The 16,640-nt window shown below is 53.7% G+C and carries 14 protein-coding genes; 8 read left to right on the top strand and 6 right to left on the bottom strand.

All coding sequences use genetic code 11. From position 1 onward, the window contains the following. Positions 1–7: 7 nt before the first annotated feature. The 6 genes from xsc to NIG5292_RS07595 all read left to right on the top strand — a co-directional run bounded on the left by xsc (position 8) and on the right by NIG5292_RS07595 (position 7,498). Positions 8–1,780 (top strand): sulfoacetaldehyde acetyltransferase, encoded by a 1,773-nt coding sequence (gene xsc / locus NIG5292_RS07615; RefSeq protein WP_048598924.1) that lies wholly within the window; start codon positions 8–10, stop codon positions 1,778–1,780. A gap of 135 nt (positions 1,781–1,915) precedes the next feature. Further along, entirely contained in the window at positions 1,916–2,854 is a 939-nt protein-coding gene (locus NIG5292_RS07610) for a phosphate acyltransferase (protein ID WP_048598984.1), read from the top strand. A gap of 54 nt (positions 2,855–2,908) precedes the next feature. After that, positions 2,909–5,731 carry a molybdopterin oxidoreductase family protein gene (locus NIG5292_RS07605; protein WP_048598923.1) on the top strand — a complete coding sequence of 941 codons (2,823 nt, stop codon included), beginning with the start codon at positions 2,909–2,911 and terminating at the stop codon, positions 5,729–5,731. Further along, positions 5,728–5,877 carry a hypothetical protein gene (locus NIG5292_RS15045; protein ID WP_177193426.1) on the top strand — a complete coding sequence of 50 codons (150 nt, stop codon included), beginning with the start codon at positions 5,728–5,730 and terminating at the stop codon, positions 5,875–5,877. Before NIG5292_RS07605 ends, NIG5292_RS15045 begins: the two co-directional genes overlap by 4 nt. After that, positions 5,874–6,629: a 4Fe-4S dicluster domain-containing protein gene (locus tag NIG5292_RS07600; RefSeq protein WP_048598922.1), complete on the top strand. Its 756-nt coding sequence runs from the start codon at positions 5,874–5,876 to the stop codon at positions 6,627–6,629. The genes NIG5292_RS15045 and NIG5292_RS07600 overlap by 4 nt, the downstream gene beginning before the upstream one ends. Further along, entirely contained in the window at positions 6,629–7,498 is an 870-nt protein-coding gene (locus NIG5292_RS07595) for a dimethyl sulfoxide reductase anchor subunit family protein (protein WP_048598921.1), read from the top strand. The genes NIG5292_RS07600 and NIG5292_RS07595 overlap by 1 nt, the downstream gene beginning before the upstream one ends. A 227-nt stretch (positions 7,499–7,725) precedes the next feature. Here the strand turns inward: NIG5292_RS07595 and NIG5292_RS07590 are convergent, their stop codons facing one another. From NIG5292_RS07590 to NIG5292_RS07575, 4 genes are all read right to left on the bottom strand, one after another. Continuing rightward, entirely contained in the window at positions 7,726–8,607 is an 882-nt protein-coding gene (locus NIG5292_RS07590; protein ID WP_048598920.1) for a carbohydrate ABC transporter permease, read from the bottom strand. A gap of 15 nt (positions 8,608–8,622) precedes the next feature. Next, positions 8,623–9,648, bottom strand: a complete 1,026-nt coding sequence (locus tag NIG5292_RS07585) for a carbohydrate ABC transporter permease (RefSeq protein WP_048598919.1) — start codon at positions 9,646–9,648, stop codon at positions 8,623–8,625. A gap of 82 nt (positions 9,649–9,730) precedes the next feature. After that, a complete protein-coding gene (locus NIG5292_RS07580; RefSeq protein ID WP_048598918.1) occupies positions 9,731–10,984 on the bottom strand; it encodes an ABC transporter substrate-binding protein in 1,254 nt (417 codons plus the stop codon). An 85-nt stretch (positions 10,985–11,069) separates the two neighbouring features. Next, a complete protein-coding gene (locus tag NIG5292_RS07575; RefSeq protein ID WP_048598917.1) occupies positions 11,070–12,119 on the bottom strand; it encodes an ABC transporter ATP-binding protein in 1,050 nt (349 codons plus the stop codon). 122 nt (positions 12,120–12,241) lie between these two features. Here NIG5292_RS07575 and NIG5292_RS07570 point away from each other — a divergent pair, with 122 nt between their 5' ends. Continuing rightward, entirely contained in the window at positions 12,242–13,213 is a 972-nt protein-coding gene (locus tag NIG5292_RS07570; RefSeq protein ID WP_053084848.1) for a nuclear transport factor 2 family protein, read from the top strand. A 65-nt stretch (positions 13,214–13,278) separates the two neighbouring features. Here the strand turns inward: NIG5292_RS07570 and NIG5292_RS07565 are convergent, their stop codons facing one another. Both NIG5292_RS07565 and NIG5292_RS07560 read right to left on the bottom strand, forming a co-directional pair. Then, entirely contained in the window at positions 13,279–14,334 is a 1,056-nt protein-coding gene (locus NIG5292_RS07565; RefSeq protein ID WP_048598916.1) for an ABC transporter ATP-binding protein, read from the bottom strand. Positions 14,335–14,349: 15 nt separating this feature from the next. After that, positions 14,350–15,138: an IclR family transcriptional regulator gene (locus tag NIG5292_RS07560; RefSeq protein WP_048598915.1), complete on the bottom strand. Its 789-nt coding sequence runs from the start codon at positions 15,136–15,138 to the stop codon at positions 14,350–14,352. Positions 15,139–15,283: 145 nt separating this feature from the next. On the opposite strand from NIG5292_RS07560, the gene NIG5292_RS07555 reads away from it, so the two are divergent. Further along, entirely contained in the window at positions 15,284–16,549 is a 1,266-nt protein-coding gene (locus tag NIG5292_RS07555; RefSeq protein WP_177193427.1) for an ABC transporter substrate-binding protein, read from the top strand. Positions 16,550–16,640: the final 91 nt, after the last annotated feature.

The raw sequence follows: 16,640 nt of genomic DNA, 5'->3' as shown, positions 1-16,640 counted from the left end.
CTGCCTCATGAAAATGACTACAGAAGAAGCGTTCGTCAAAACGCTGCAATCGCACGGCATCCGCCACGCATTTGGTATCATCGGTTCAGCCATGATGCCCATCTCAGATTTGTTCCCTAAATCTGGTATTAAGTTTTGGGACTGTGCGCACGAAGGCAGCGCAGGTTTCATGTCTGACGGCTACACACGCGTCACTGGCGAAGTCTCCATGATGATCGCGCAGAACGGCCCAGGCATCACGAACTTCGTGACCGCTGTGAAAACCGCATATTGGAACCACACACCGTTGCTTTTGGTTACACCGCAGGCAGCGAACAAAACAATTGGCCAAGGTGGTTTCCAAGAAGTTGAGCAGATGAAACTGTTCGAAGACATGGTTGCTTACCAAGAAGAAGTACGTGATCCGAGCCGCGTTGCCGAAGTACTTGCTCGCGTCATTTCGAAAGCAAAGCGTCTTTCAGGCCCTGCACAAATCAACATCCCACGTGACTACTGGACACAGATTGTTGACATCGAAATCCCCGAGCCAATTGATTTTGAAGTTTCACCAGGCGGCGAGACATCAGTTGCAAAAGCTGCTGAGATTATCTCAAACGCGAAAAACCCAGTTATCCTGAACGGTGCTGGCGTTGTTCTGTCAAAAGGCGGCATCGATGCATCGATCGCGCTGGCTGAACGCCTCGACGCACCAGTTTGTGTGGGCTACCAGCACAACGATGCATTCCCAGGCTCGCACCCACTGTTTGCAGGTCCATTGGGCTACAACGGTTCAAAAGCAGGCATGGAGCTGATTTCCGAAGCCGATGTTGTTTTGTGCCTCGGCACACGCCTGAACCCGTTCTCCACACTGCCTGGTTACGGCATTGATTACTGGCCAGCAGACGCGAAAATCATTCAGGTCGACATCAACCCAGACCGCATTGGTTTGACCAAGAAAGTAACTGTAGGCATCGTCGGTGACGCAGCCAAAGTTGCCAAAGGTATCTTGGGCCAGCTGGACGCATCTGCAGGCGACGCAGGCCGCGAAGAGCGCAAAGCAAAAATCGCGCAAACCAAATCAGCATGGGCACAGCAACTGGCATCAATGGATCACGAAGACGACGATCCAGGCACAACTTGGAACCAGCGCGCACGTGATGCAAAGCCTGACTGGATGTCCCCCCGTATGGCATGGCGTGCTATCCAAGCTGCACTGCCACGCGAAGCGATCATCTCTTCCGACATCGGCAACAACTGTGCAATCGGTAACGCCTACCCAGATTTCGACGAAGGCCGTAAGTACCTTGCACCCGGCTTGTTTGGTCCATGCGGATACGGTTTGCCTGCAATCGTTGGCGCCAAAATCGGCCAACCGGATGTTCCGGTCGTTGGCTTCGCAGGTGACGGTGCGTTCGGTATCGCAGTGAACGAATTGACTGCTATCGGCCGTGGCGACTGGCCCGCAGTTACACAGATCGTATTCCGCAACTACCAGTGGGGTGCTGAAAAGCGCAACTCAACCCTGTGGTTCGACGATAACTTCGTCGGCACCGAGCTGGACACCGAAGTTTCATATGCAGGCATCGCCAACGCATGTGGCCTCAAAGGTGTTGCAGCGCGCACAATGGAAGAGCTCACAGATGTGCTGAACACAGCGATCAAAGAGCAGATGGAAGACGGTGTTACGACACTGATCGAAGTCATGCTGAACCAAGAACTGGGCGAGCCTTTCCGTCGCGACGCGATGAAAAAGCCGGTTGCAGTAGCGGGCGTCTCAGCATCTGACATGGCTGCTGAATAAGCACTCCACCACATCGCTAAGCAACATTACCCGTCTCAGGAAACTGAGGCGGGTTTTGAGGTGAAAAGACATGGGGAAGAGATTGTGCATGCACAGATGCCTTCGACCATGCGGAGCAACGGGAACAAACGCGCTATGGCAAAGATGAACAATTTTCTGAGCACAAACACTGTCGTTTGCCCACCAGAATTGCTGCGCCAAGCCCAAGCCGCCCCCACACCGCGCGTTGCCATTGCCCGCGCCGGTGCAGCACTGCCGATGGAAGCCGCCCGCGACGCCACACAGGCTGGCATAATGGAGCCTGTGTTTACGGGCGAGCGCGCTTTGATCGAAGCCGAAGCGGATAAACTGGATTGGGACATTTCTGCGTTTGAATTGATTGAGGCGGAAGGTGAAGAAGAATCTGGAAAGGCTGCGGCATTTGCCTGTGGCGAGGGCCGCGCGGATGTTTTGATGAAGGGACACCTGCACACAGATGTGTTTATGAAATCTGCCCTGAACCGTGATGCCGGCCTGCGCGCGGGCAAGCGATTGGTTCATATTTTTCACATCGGTCACCCAAGCGGCGGTGTGCTGACCATCTCGGATGCAGCCGTAAACGTCAGCCCGAACATGGAAACCCGCCAAGACGCCACGCGCGAGGTGGTGCGCCTGTTGCATTTACTCGGCAATGATCGTCCCAAAGTTGCGTTCTTAAGCGCGACTGAAAGCGTCATCCCTTCCGTCCCTTCATCCGTTGAAGCCTCCGAGCTTGCCGCATGGGCGAAAGCCGAGATTGCGGATGCTGATTTCTCCGGACCACTTGCTATGGATCTGATCCTGTCACCTGAGGCGGTTGCGACCAAAAAGCTGATAGATGATCCGGTCGCGGGGCAAGCCGACGCGATCATCGTCCCTGATATTGTTTCAGGAAACGCCGTCTTCAAATCTGCCGTTTACATGGCCGGTGGGTGTGCTGCGGGCATCGTGATGGGGGCGGCCGTTCCTATCTTGCTGACCTCGCGTGCCGATCCACCTGCCGCGCGCATGGCATCCGCTGCCCTTGCCGCAATTGTAACCGCCGCCAACAAATGACCCATGGACCGCAGCACCGCGCTGCACATCCAAAACCGACCCTGAGGAGGAATTATGGGATTTAATCAGCCAGTCGTGGACACGTCCCCGAAAGTTAGCGACGAAGTCCGTAAAACCACCTGCTACATGTGCGCCTGCCGTTGCGGCATCAATGTGCACATGAAGGAAGGCAAAGTTGCCTATATCGAAGGCAACAAAGACCACCCTGTGAACCAAGGTGTGCTCTGCGCCAAAGGCTCGGCCGGTATTATGCAGGTCAATGCGCCCTCACGTCTGCGCGCCCCCATGAAACGGGTCGGCGAGCGTGGCTCTGGTGAGTTTGAAGAAATCACATGGGAAGAGGCCTACGACATTGCTGTGTCCAAGCTGAAACCCATCCGCGACGAAGACCCTTCAAAACTGGCATTCTTTACGGGCCGTGATCAGTCACAAAGCTTCACGTCGCTTTGGGCCCAAGGTTTCGGCACGCCAAACTACGCAGCCCACGGTGGATTTTGCTCGGTCAATATGGCTGCAGCCGGTATCTACACCATGGGCGGTGCTTTTTGGGAATTTGGGCAACCAGATTGGGACCACACCAAAATGCTGATGATTTTCGGCGTTGCCGAAGACCATGATAGCAATCCAATCAAGATGGGTCTGGGCAAAATCAAAGCTCGCGGCGCCAAAGTTGTTGGCGTCAATCCAATCCGCTCGGGGTATAACGCTGTTGCAGATGAGTGGGTCGGCATTACACCGGGCACCGATGGCTTGTTCATTCTGTCGATGCTGCACTGCTTGATCAAAGCAGGTAAAATTGATCTTGATTATCTTTCACAATTCACCAACGCGCCGGTTCTTTTGGATGAAACCGACGGAAGCGCCGAAGAAGGTCTGTTCCTGAAAGACAAAGACGGCAAAGCGCTGGTCATCGACCGCAATACTGGCAAGCTTGCACCTTTTGATGGCAAGGGCGTCTACCCTGATCTTGCCGGGACACACCGCAAGGCAGGTGTCACGCACCGCACCGTATTCCACCACATGATCGAGCGGTACATGTCCGAGGAATACGCGCCCGAAGCAGTTGCAGAGCGTTGCGGTATTTCAGCAAAACGCATCCGCAAGCTTGCCGCCGAGTTAGCTGATGTGGCGTTCAACCAAGCGATTGAGCTGGATCGTCCTTGGACAGATTTCCGCGGCAAGAAGCATGATAAAATGGTGGGGCGGCCCGTTTCGTTCCACTCGATGCGCGGAATTTCAGCACATGCTAACGGCTTTCAAACCTGCCGCGCGCTACACGTTCTGCAAATCATGCTCGGCTCTGTTGAAACGCCGGGCGGCATGCGGTTCAAACCACCCTACCCCAAGCCCGCAACTGCGCACCCCAAACCACACTGCAAAGTCACTCCGGGCGCTGCGCTTGACGGGCCACACTTGGGCTTCACCCACGGGCCAGATGACCTTTGCTTGCGCGAAGACGGCACTGCGGCACGTATCGATAAAGCGTTTACATGGGAAAACCCCATGTCCTCGCACGGCATGATGCACATGGTGATTTCCAACGCCCATGCGGGCGATCCTTACAAGATTGATACGCTATTTATGTATATGGCGAACATGTCTTGGAACTCATCCATGAACACATCCGGTGTCATTGAGATGCTCACAGATAAAGATGAGGACGGAAATTATGTCATTCCGAACATCATCTATTCTGATGCGTACTCATCTGAGATGGTCGCTTATTCCGATCTGATACTGCCCGATACTACCTATCTTGAGCGCCACGACTGTATCTCGCTTTTGGACCGGCCAATCTGCGAAGCCGACGCCGTGGCGGACGCTATTCGCTGGCCAGTTGTTGAGCCTGACCGCGACGTAAAGGGTTTCCAGTCAGCCCTTTGTGATCTTGGCGCACGTCTTGGATTGCCTGGTTTCGTAAATGAAGACGGCAGCCAAAAATACGAAGACTACGCCGACTACATCACCAACCACATCCGCCGTCCCGGTGTTGGCCCGCTGGCGGGCTGGCGCGTTGGCGAAGACGGTCTGCAAGGTGGCCGCGGCGACGTAAACGAAGCACAGCTTGATGCCTATATCGAAAACGGCGGCTTTTGGATGGAGCATGTCCCAGAGGATGCCGCTTACTACAAACCGTTCAACATGGGCTACCAAGATTGGGCCGTGAAGATGGGCTTCTTTGATGCAGTCCAGCCCTATATCTTCCAGCTTTATGTGGAGCCAATGCGTAAATTCCAGCTGGCCGCCGAAGGCCACGGGGAGCGCCAACCACCAGAGCACCTGCGTGAGCGGATCAAACACACTCTCGACCCGCTTCCGATCTGGTATTCCAACGAGCCTGAGAACCTTGCGGATCAATACCCTGTCACGGCACTGACACAGCGCCCTATGGCAATGTACCACTCGTGGGGCAGCCAGAACGCTTGGTTGCGCCAAATCCATGGCCACAACCCCCTCTATGTTCCAACCAAAATCTGGGAAGAGAACAGTTTTGAAGAGGGCGATTGGGCCAAGGTTGTGTCGCCCCACGGCGAGATCGTTGTTCCGGTAGCACACATGGCGGCACTCAACGACAACACCGTTTGGACATGGAATGCGATTGGTAAGCGTAAAGGCGCGTGGGCTCTTGAAGAGAACGCACCAGAAACGACCAAAGGCTTTTTGCTGAACCACCTCATCCACGAACTGCTGCCTGCAAACGGCGACGGCATGCGTTGGGCAAACTCTGATCCGATCACCGGTCAGGCCGCGTGGTTCGATCTTAAAGTGCGCATCGAAAAGTCCGACGTTGCGGGCCAAACCCTACCTGATTTTGCCCCGCAAAAATCGCCTGTAGGCAAAGGCCCCAAAGACCTTGCATGGAAGCTTGGTAAATGAGCCCTGTAAAACTGACACTCTTGGGCGTTGCTGCCGCCATCGCCGTGATGGTTGGGTCTTTCATCTGGTTCGTTGCCACGTGGGATGCCAGCAAAGAAGAACCCATCACCTATATATCACACACAACTCTGAGGGGGCTCGCATGACAACTCTGCCAACCCATACGGAAAAGAAACTGGGACTGGTCATTGATCTCGATACCTGCGTGGGCTGCCATGCCTGCGTGGTGTCGTGCAAAGGCTGGAACACTGAAAACTACGGCGCGCCCCTGTCCGATCAGGATGCGTACGGCGCCAACCCGTCAGGTACGTTTCTGAACCGTGTTCACAGCTACGAAGTACAGCCCGAGGCAGGCCCTGCCCAACTGATCCACTTCCCTAAATCATGCCTGCACTGTGACGACGCGCCGTGTGTCACCGTCTGCCCGACAGGCGCCAGCTACAAGCGTGTTGAAGACGGCATTGTTCTGGTAAATGAAGCAGATTGTATCGGTTGTGGTCTGTGCGCTTGGGCCTGTCCCTACGGGGCGCGGGAGCTGGACCAACAAGAAGGCGTCATGAAGAAATGCACCCTTTGCGTTGACCGGATTTACAATGAAAACCTGCCCGAAGAAGACCGCCAGCCTGCCTGTGTTCGGACATGTCCTGCAGGTGCCCGTCACTTTGGCGATTTGGGCGATGAGAACTCAGATGTCTCAAAGCTTGTCGCTGAACGTGGTGGCGTTGATTTGATGCCAGAGCAAGGCACTAAACCTGTTAACAAATACCTGCCTCCTCGGTTGAAGGACGACTACACCAACACCGGTGATATCGACATCCTCGCCCCCCTTCTTGAGCCTGTCGCGCCGGATGCCAAAGGTATTCTGGGCTGGCTTGATAAAGCACTGGAGAAACTCTGATGCATCCAGCACCATCCATTATTCTATTCACAGTCCTTTCGGGCCTGGGCTTTGGCCTGATGATTTTCTTGGGGCTTGGCATGCCATCCCCCACGGGTCTTTCGGCGTTCATCTGGTTCGCTATCGCCTATATTCTGGCCGTTGGTGGGATCATCTCTTCGACATTCCACCTCGGGAACCCGAAGAATATTCTCAAATCCTTCAGCCAGTGGCGCACAAGCTGGCTCTCACGCGAGGGATGCCTTGCGGTGGCGACACTGCTTGTCATGGGTGTTTACGGAGCCGCGTTGGTCTTTTTGAACATGCGCATTCCTTTACTTGGCTACGTCGGATCAGCGCTTGCGTTAGCAACCGTTTACGGCACGTCCATGATCTATGCACAGCTCAAGACTGTACCCCGTTGGAACCACCCTACCACCTCAGTCATGTTCATCGCTTACGCTGTTTCAGGCGGTGCACTGCTTGCTGGCCAAGTCAGCTTGGCAGTTTGGTTTTTGCCTGCTGCGGCCCTGTTGCAGCTTTTCATCTTCTTGACCGCAGATGGCCGTTTTGGCGCCGCGGGCAGCACAATCGCGTCCGCAACACAATTGGGCAACATCGGGTCAGTCCGCCAGTTTGAACCGCCCCACACCGGCAGCAACTACCTCATGAAAGAAATGATACACGTCGTGGGGCGCAAACATGCGCTGAAGCTACAGATCATCTCGGTTGTTCTGTTGTTCACACCTGTGTTGCTTTTGCTTTTGCCCTTTAGTCACGCTCTTGCGCTGGTCGCGGTGTTGGCGCACGTCGCCGGTGTCATCGTTGCGCGCTGGTTGTTTTTTGCACAAGCAGAGCACGTTGTCGGGTTGTACTACGACAAGCGTTAAGCGGGACTGTAGCTTCAAACACTTTACGGAAACCACATCAGGCGGCCTGTTATAGGGCCGCCTTTTTGCTGTGCCCCTGACATGGCAGACAAGACGAAGACAGTAAGAGATAGAACGCTACAAAGCTCTGCAACACATCGCCCACCTCCCCCACACCACAAACAAAAAAGCAGGCCGAATTACCCCACCTGCTTTTGTAGTCTTCATGAATTTCGTTGGCTGCGAGATTAGCCCTTTACGGCACCGGCTGTCAGGCCACTCACGATCTGGCGCTGGAAGAACATCACCAAAATGAACAGCGGTACGGTGGCTGAAACAACAGCGGCAACTGCGAACATCACGTTACCTTCGGTCTGGGTGGTCCCAAGGAACGATGCGATTTTCGGCACCATTGTCTGGTTCTCTTTACTGAGCAACATCGCGGTAACTGCAAAGTCATTGTAGGCCAACAGGAAGCTGAACAGACCCGTTGTAATAACGCCCGGCCACATCACAGGAATGATCACATGGCGGAACGCTTGAAACTGGGTGCAGCCATCAACCTTAGCGCTTTCGTCCAATTCCTTCGGAATTTTCTGGAAAAAGCTATGAAGCATCCACAACGTAAACGGCTGGTTGATCGCGACCAACACGATGATTGATGTGGGTAGGATCCCCCAGAGGTTCCATTCAAAAAACGGAAGCAGATAACCTGACACCAACGTAATGGGCGGCATAGCGCGGAAAATCAGCGCAATGATTAGCAACCAAAACGTGTACTTAAAGCCGGACCGCGACAACGCGTAACCACCAAGCGTCCCGATGGTCAGCGAGGTGCAGACTACGAAAAAGCAAACGATGAACGTGTTCAAAACAGCGCGCCAGAACTCTTCTTGTATCCACGCACCTTCATAGCCCGCGCCAGTAAGCGAACTGCCATATGTGGCTTGTGTGCGCGGACCAAACAACGCGTCTTTCCAATTGGTGATCGAAAAGAAGTCTAATTCAACTTTGAATGACCCCCAAAGCGTCCAAAGAAATGGAAACGCCGCCATCACTAACCAGATGCCGATAAAGGCATAAATGACGATGCGAAGGCCAAGGGGCTGTTGTGTCGCTTTCGAGCTCATATCTGATCCCTTTCCTTAGGTCTTGGCGTTGAAGTCGCGCCAAGTGCGGACCAATACAGGTGACAACAAAATTGCGACGCCGATAATCGTCAGTACGGACGTTGCGGCAGCAGAAGACAGCAAGCGCGTCTCACCGCCCAAGTCGTTAAAGATGATCCAACTGAGCGAAGTCGCATGCGCTTCCGCGTTGAAGCCTACAATTGGTTCAAAAACGCGGAAGTTATCCATCAATTGGATCAAGGCCACGAACGTCACAAGCGGCATCAAATGCGGGATCACAACGTAGCGAATTTGCTGCCAGCGGCTCGCACCATCAATCATGGCAGATTCCAAAGTGTCTTGGGGCAATGTTTGCAGGCCTGCGTAGAACACAACAAAAGCGAAAGGTGCTGAGTGCCAGACGCCATAGACCATCAGCGTGATCCATGTGAGTGCTGTGCTGGCCTTCAATGAAAGGTCTGGATCATCGGCAAGGAATTGGATGGCACTACCAAGCACACCGCGGCTATCGATCATCCAAAACAGAATGAGTGAGCCAATCAACGGCGTCACAATCATTGGCAGCAGTGAAAAGAAAATCACAAGGCCCTTAAGATGACGGTGCAGCGAGTTGACCCCAACCGCGATGGCAAAGCCAAGAACGATCAAAAGCGGCGTCACAACAAATGTATAGGTAAGCGTGAAGTACATCGCGCGGTAGAACGGCAGGTTCTTCAGCCCGTCGAAAAAGCCCCCAAGGCTTTCGCGCCCAGACCACAAGGCGGCCACTTCATCCACGGCAAGATGCCCACGATCAAGATAAATAGAGAGGCCCGCAAACCGGCCCAAAGGCTCGGCCAATTTTAGGGCAGCGGTCGCCTCTTGGTCGATCGATGTTTCAGTCTTACAGCCAAAGGGACCACAATTCTCAACAGTCAAAAGGACCGCCTCATGAGGCGTGAATAAAGACTGGATCACAACTGAGATAATTGGAAACGCGATAAACAAAAGCATCGCTAATGCTGTCGGCAGGAAAAACCAAAAGAACGTTTTATGCTTCATCGATTAAGGTCCTCAACGGCCGTCAGTATCGTCAATAAAAAGGGGCGGGACCGCGATTGGCCCCGCCCGAAAGTCATGGCTCTTAGTTCAAGAAGCCCTGCTCTTTGGCAGCAGCTGTGTAGGCTGCTTCAACGTCTGCCAACGCTTGCTCTGCGCTTTCTTTACCCTGCATGAAGTCTGAAAGCTCTGCACCAAGTGCGGAATGCAACAGACCTTGGTAAGGCACCATTGGGTATGGCACTGAGTTAGCTGCAGCAGCTGCGAATACGCCTTTGGCCGCTTCAGTCGGCTCATAGCCGTCAATCAACCAAACAGCTTGTGTCGCAACTTCTGCATCGTCGAGGATCGCTGGCTCAATCGCTTTTGTAAGCGCTTTGAATGTTGCTGTTGCATCTTCGTCAGAGATGTTTTTGGCCACTGTCCAACCATCCCACCACAGTGTTGTTGCAGGTGTATCACCGCCAGCAACAGTCATTGGGCCCGCAATTGCAAAACCGTCAACCACTTCTTGTGGCACACCTTCTTCGGTAACCAAACCAGCCGCACGGCTGCCCCACATGTTCATCATTGCAACGTTACCCGCACGGTATTCGGCGTTTGTTGCGTTTGAATCATGTGTGAGGAAATCAGGTGACATGTACTCTGAAAGTGACTTCAACATGGTCAGCGTCGCAACGCCTTTTTCGTTGTTGATGTCTACTTCGGCTGAACCCGGCTTAAAGAACTCGCCGCCATGGCCGATGTACATGTTGTTGAACTCTTGTGCGAGGTTCCAACCAGCTTTGTATGAACCGCCAAGTGGGTTTTCCAGGATGCCCATGTCGCGGATCTTTTTCGCACCAGCAAGCATTTCTTCGTAGGTTGTTGGCACCTCAACGCCAGCTTCTTCAAGAACGTCCGCGCGGTACACGAGGTGCTGCGCGTTTGCCATGAAGGCAACAGCCATAACCTTGCCGTTCACGGTGATCAGCTGATTTTTCTTGAGGTCTTGGCCGTACTTGGCAACCAGGTCATCAAGCGGGCGGATGACGTCTTCGTTCATCAATGCCACGATGGATGAGTTGGCAACGATCGCTGATGTGTACTCAGCAGGGTTGGATGTCATACCCGCAACGTTGATCTTTTGGTGGTCCGCAGTGAGGTTTGTTTTCACCTCAACATTGTCGTTTGCACATGCCACAGCACCTGCACCAACAGTCTGGATCGCTGGGAATTCGTTGCCAACAATGTTTACACGACCCGCGTCAATGCCGCAGTTCGAGTGGCCAGCAGCTTGTGCCGCAGCCGTAGCAGCGATGGAAATTGCCACCGCAGTTGTGATTTTTTTCAGAAACATAAGTCTCTCCCTGTTTGCTTTAAAAGGGCAGCGAGCCACCCAATTGACGCCCCACAGTTGACTGCGGAGACATTTATTAGAAGGCTTACGCCTCCAATCGCTCACCAGTATCCGAACGGAACAGGTGACAAATTTCTGCAGGTATCGACACCGCAACCGGCGCGCCAATCTCCGTCCGGTAGTCTTTACTGGCCTTCACATTAACCAACGCACCACCAATACGGATAGCAACCATTGTTGCGTCACCCAACAACTCCATCGTGTAAGCAGGCGCGTTAGCATCGCCTTTGCTGACCACAACAGACGCATCTTCAGCACGGAAGCCCAAAGTAATCGGCCCATCAGGTGCTGTAAGTCCGCCCACCGAAATACCATCGGCATTAAAGACGCCACCCTTCATCTCACCTTCAACAAGGTTCATCGCAGGTGAGCCAATGAAGCTGGCTACAAATGTGTTTGCTGGCGCGTCATAAATGTCAGTTGGCGTGCCCACTTGCTGAACAACACCCTGCTTCATAACAACAACGCGGTCAGCAAGTGTCATCGCCTCGATCTGATCGTGCGTGACGTAAATGGTCGTGACCTTAAGCTCGTGGCTAAGGTTTTTGATCTGCGCACGGGTCGAGACGCGCAGTTTTGCGTCAAGGTTAGACAGCGGCTCGTCCATCAAGAACACGTTTGGTTCACGCACAATCGCGCGCGCCAGTGCCACACGCTGTCGTTGACCGCCAGAAAGTTCCGCAGGCTTACGGTGCAGGAAAGGCTCCAACTCAACCATTGCCGCTGCGCGCATCACACGCTCGTCATGCTCGGCCGTTGGGACTTTGCGCACTTTCAACGGGAAGCGAATGTTGTCGTAAACATTCATGTTCGGGTAAAGGCCATAAGACTGAAACACCATCGAGATGTCACGGTCTTTCGGTTCAAGATCATTCACGCGCTCGCCGTCGATGATAATGTCACCTTCAGTGACGTCTTCGAGGCCAGCGATCATACGCATTGTTGTCGTCTTGCCGCAGCCAGATGGCCCGAGGAGGACAAGAAACTCCTGATCAGCGATCGTTAGGTCGAAATTCTGAACCCCAACAAAACTACCCCACCGCTTACCAACATTCTTAAGCTGAATTTCAGCCATCACTTCCCCCTGCGTCGTGACCCGTGCGCCATTTTTGCACACGTTTGCAAAAAGGCTAGACTCGAGATGCTCTATTTGCAATTCGCTTTTTACACAAACAGCAAAAAACGCGAGATGCGCCGATGACCGTTGATCCAAGAAACACCCTAAGAAACGCTCTGCAAACGTTGTGGACAACAGGCGACGGAGCAGATGTTATCGCCGAAGATGCCGTATTTTCAGTAGCTTGGCCTGTGAACGAGTTGGTGGGGCGCGACGCAATTGTTGAAAACTTCATCACGCCCATCCGCAATGCGCTTGCCGATGTTCATCGGCGCGATCTGATTTTTATTGGCGGTGACAATATTCGCGAACAAGGCGGGTACTGGTGTGCGGCGGTCACTCATTACGTTGGCAACTTCACCAAGCATTTATTCGGATTGCTGCCTTCCGATTCTTTGGTGTTTTTGCGCGCAGGTGAATTCTACCGCGTTGAAAACGGTCAGATTATGGAAGCCAAAATCATCTTTGATTTGCCCGATGTTATGCACCAAGCGGGCTGCCTTCCCCTGCCTTCACTGGGAACCGAAATTACATTTCCTGCCCCCGCCACACAGGATGGCCTTTGCCCGCAAACCGAAGGCGGCGAGGCATCCTTAAATGTTGTGCAGCGGATGTTGGGCGCGCTTCATGTGTTTGATCCCGTCACCAAAACGAGCGCGAGCCAGACAGGTGAAGACGGCACATGGGCCGACGATATGATGTGGTACGGACCTGCGGGAATCGGGTCAAACTACCGCTGGGAGGGTTTTAGCAAAGATCACCGCGTGCCCTTCCTTGATGCGTTTCCTGACCGCAAAGGCGGCAACCACTACTGCCGCATCGGGGATGCAAACTATGCTGCCGTCAGCGGCTGGCCATCTATGACCATGACGTTTCAGGGCGACTATCTTGGCCAACCCGCCGATGGCCGCGCCCTTACCCTGCGCGTGATGGATTTTTACCGCGTCGCAGATAACCGCATCAAGGAAAACTGGGTAACATTAGACTACGGAGACCTGTTTGCGCAGATGGGTCGTGATCTGATCGCCGAGGCAAACGCACTGCGCGACTAAGTGCAAACAACAAAGCGCCACCAAGCCAAACGGACCGCGGCGCTTTGATTTTGGGGCAGCTTTCTTTAGCGGATACGCTCTTCCGATAGGCCGTCAAACACCATGACGCGATCCGCATCGAACGACAGGCCGACCAAATCGCCCTTGGCAGACCGGTAATCACCGCGCTCCTCAACAACAATTTTTTCGCCCGTTTGCGAGGACAAGTAGGCGTATGACACGCCACCGAGTGCTTCGGTCAACTCAACCGCAAATGTATCACCATCGACAATCTGCGCGTGCTCGGGGCGCAGCCCAAGGCTAACCGCGGTGCCGTTTGCAGGTTGCTCAACAGATAGCTTCATAGTCGTGCCAAACGCAGGCACGTCGAATCCGTCCTTGGTTGCCGTACCATTCACAAAGTTCATTGCAGGCGAGCCGATAAAGCCAGCCACAAATTTATTGTCAGGATCGCGGTAAAGATCCATGGGCGCGCCCACTTGCTCAATCCGACCTGAACGCAGCACAACGATCTTATCTGCAAGCGTCATCGCCTCGACCTGATCGTGGGTCACGTAAATCATGGTTGCGCCTATTTCTTCGTGAAGACGTGCGATTTCCACGCGCATTTCAACGCGCAATTCTGCGTCCAAATTCGAAAGCGGCTCATCGAAAAGAAATACTTCAGGCCCGCGTACAATCGCACGGCCAATCGACACCCGCTGACGTTGCCCCCCTGATAGCGCGGCTGGCTTGCGAGCAAGGTACTCATCCAGCTTCAAAATGCGCGACGCCTCAGCAACCTTTTGTTCAATCTCGGCTTTAGGGTGGCCGTTCATTTTTAGGCCGAAGCCCATGTTTTCTTTGACAGTCATGTGCGGGTAAAGCGCGTAGGTCTGAAATACCATCGAGACACCACGAAGCGATGGATCAAGACGCGTCACATCACGGGGCCCAATGCTGATCTGCCCTTCAGTAGTTTCCTCAAGACCTGCCACCATCCGAAGTAACGTAGATTTACCGCAGCCAGAGGGGCCAACAAAAACGCAGAATTCGCCATCTTGGATATCCAGATCAATCCCGTGAATGACCTGAGTTTCGCCGTAGCGCTTGATGACGTTGTTTAGCTTAACACCAGACATGACTTAATCCTCTACCTATTGGGCAACTGTGTCAGGGAAGCGCCAGTCTTGCACTTCAGCTGCAATCGCTGTTGTTGTTTGTTGTATGCGCGGCACGAGCTGCTCAAGCGCTGCCAGATTTGTGCGAGCAGTGGTCGATGTAACAGACAGCGCACCAAGCACGCGACCACGTTCGCTCAAAATTGGGCACGCCACACAAATGATGGTTGGCTCGTGTTCTTCGCGGTCAAATCCGTATCCATGGGCGCGGATTTCTGCCAGTTGGGCTCGCAACGCGGCCTCATCCGTCAGGGTGTGCTCCGTGAATTTGTGAAACAATTGCAGCGGCATGATCTGGCTCAGCGTTTCTTCGGGTAGATGCGCAAGCATGGCTTTGCCGACGCCTGTGCAATACGCAGGCCCCACTTTGCCAGCGGATGAATACATCTCCACCGGTTCGGCCGTGTTGCGCTTATCCACGTATAACACTTGTGCCTGATCCAGCTGCGCAAGGTGAACGGTTTCACCTGTTTCAGCGGCAAGCGCATCCAAATGCGGGCGTGCAATTGGCGCCAGTGATGACGTCCGCCACGCCGCATGGGCCAACCGAACAAGCCGCACACCAAGCGAATAGCTTTGTCGATCAGGATCGAACACCAACATCCCCTCGCGGGTCAAAGTTTGCATAAGACGGTACAACGTCCCCTTGGGATAGGGCGATGCGGCAAGCAGCTCTGCAAACCGAACGGGTCGATTGAACTCGGCCACGCGGTCGAGCACATCAAGCGCTTTGCCAACTGTTCCGCCACTCGCGTCCACGTTCATAATCACTTTCCTCCCAAGCGGGCCTACAACTTGCGACAGCCCTGTTGACAAGCCTATGCGAGTCGGCGTTATCATTTCAATATGTAAAACGTGGTTTCAAATAATGAAACCTAGTACATAGTTGGAAGCACCTAGGGAGGATACCATGCGTTCCATTTTGAAAGCGTCTGTAGCGGCGCTTGGATTTGCTGCACTTGCAACCGGCGCCGTCGCTGACGGTCACGGTAAAAAATTGTCAGGCGATCTGCGAATTATCTCTGACATGTCAAACCCTGCGCCTCGCGCAGTGATGGAAGGTCTTGCCAAAGAATTTGGCGAGAAGCACCCAGACCTGAACATTGATCTGGAAATCGTTGACCGCGAAGCCTGGAAAACACAGATCCGCAACGCCCTGACAGCCAACGCACCTGATGTTGTGAACTGGTATGCGGCAAACCGGATGGGCCCTTACGTGAACGCGGGCCTTTTTGAAGATATCTCCGATATGTACGAAAACGGTGACCTGCCCGGCCTTGATGCCGTAAAAGGCGCAATGACCCTTGATGGTAAGCAATGGGGCGTGCCCTATACATACTACCAGTGGGGTATGTACTACCGTGAAGATATGTTCAAAGAGTTGGGCCTAACTGAGCCAACAACTTTTGAAGAAGAGCTCGCCAACTGCCAAAAAATCGTCGATTCAGGTAAGAAATGTTATGCAATCGGCACTAAGTTCCTTTGGACTGCTGGCGGCTGGTTTGACTACCTGAACATGCGGACAAACGGCTTTGATTTCCACATGCAGCTTGCACGCGGCGAAGTTGAATGGACCGATGCACGTGTCCGCGAGACTTTTGCAAACTGGCGCAAAATCATCGACATGGGCGGCTACATTGACGACCATCAGTCATACAGCTGGCAAGAAGCGCTTAAGTTCATGACAGACGGTGAAGCCGCGTCATATTTGATCGGTAACTTCGCTGTGGCACCAATGCGTGATGCGGGCCTTAGCGATGATCAGATTGATTTCTATCAGTTCCCACTGATTGATGCGTCCCTGCCACAAGGCGAAGATGCGCCAACTGATACGTTCCACATCCCAGCCAATGCGTCGAACAAAGACAACGCGCGCGCGTTCCTGCAGTTCGTTACATCCGCTGATGTGCAAACAAAAATCAACTCTGGCGACGCACTTGGTCAGCTTCCGGTTAACGCAGCCTCAAGCGTAGACGCGGACGAGTTCCTTGAGCAGGGTTTTGCAATGCTGTCCGGCAATGCCAAAGGCGGCGTGGCGCAATTCTTCGACCGTGACTTCCCCGCAGAGATGGCAAGCGTTGGCATGGAAGGTCTGCAAGAGTTCATGGTCTTCCCAGATAACCTTGACGATATCCTTGAGCGCCTCGAAGACGCGCGTCAGCGTATCTACAAGTAAACTAAATGTCGGAGGGCGGCCCAGCGCTGCCCTCCGACTTCTAACAACGCACCCAAGATCAGCTTTTTCGAAAACCCGCTTACAAAGACAC

Origin of the sequence: Nereida ignava (assembly GCF_001049735.1) — a bacterium.
Lineage (GTDB): Bacteria > Pseudomonadota > Alphaproteobacteria > Rhodobacterales > Rhodobacteraceae > Nereida > Nereida ignava.
Note: the sequence above shows the minus strand (reverse complement) of the source record. Positions and strands in the feature narration are given on the sequence as shown.

Bases quoted from the DNA above. Each gene is read 5' to 3' on its own strand.
- xsc (WP_048598924.1), top strand. From the start codon at position 8: ATGAAAATGACTACAGAAGAAGCGTTCGTCAAAACGCTGCAATCGCAC.
- NIG5292_RS07575 (WP_048598917.1), bottom strand. From the start codon at position 12,119: ATGGCTGAAATTCAGCTTAAGAATGTTGGTAAGCGGTGGGGTAGTTTT.
- NIG5292_RS07570 (WP_053084848.1), top strand. From the start codon at position 12,242: ATGACCGTTGATCCAAGAAACACCCTAAGAAACGCTCTGCAAACGTTG.
- NIG5292_RS07590 (WP_048598920.1), bottom strand. From the start codon at position 8,607: ATGAGCTCGAAAGCGACACAACAGCCCCTTGGCCTTCGCATCGTCATT.
- NIG5292_RS07605 (WP_048598923.1), top strand. From the start codon at position 2,909: ATGGGATTTAATCAGCCAGTCGTGGACACGTCCCCGAAAGTTAGCGAC.
- NIG5292_RS07585 (WP_048598919.1), bottom strand. From the start codon at position 9,648: ATGAAGCATAAAACGTTCTTTTGGTTTTTCCTGCCGACAGCATTAGCG.
- NIG5292_RS07560 (WP_048598915.1), bottom strand. From the start codon at position 15,138: ATGAACGTGGACGCGAGTGGCGGAACAGTTGGCAAAGCGCTTGATGTG.
- NIG5292_RS07610 (WP_048598984.1), top strand. From the start codon at position 1,916: ATGGCAAAGATGAACAATTTTCTGAGCACAAACACTGTCGTTTGCCCA.
- NIG5292_RS15045 (WP_177193426.1), top strand. From the start codon at position 5,728: ATGAGCCCTGTAAAACTGACACTCTTGGGCGTTGCTGCCGCCATCGCC.
- NIG5292_RS07555 (WP_177193427.1), top strand. From the start codon at position 15,284: ATGCGTTCCATTTTGAAAGCGTCTGTAGCGGCGCTTGGATTTGCTGCA.
- NIG5292_RS07580 (WP_048598918.1), bottom strand. From the start codon at position 10,984: ATGTTTCTGAAAAAAATCACAACTGCGGTGGCAATTTCCATCGCTGCT.
- NIG5292_RS07600 (WP_048598922.1), top strand. From the start codon at position 5,874: ATGACAACTCTGCCAACCCATACGGAAAAGAAACTGGGACTGGTCATT.
- NIG5292_RS07595 (WP_048598921.1), top strand. From the start codon at position 6,629: ATGCATCCAGCACCATCCATTATTCTATTCACAGTCCTTTCGGGCCTG.
- NIG5292_RS07565 (WP_048598916.1), bottom strand. From the start codon at position 14,334: ATGTCTGGTGTTAAGCTAAACAACGTCATCAAGCGCTACGGCGAAACT.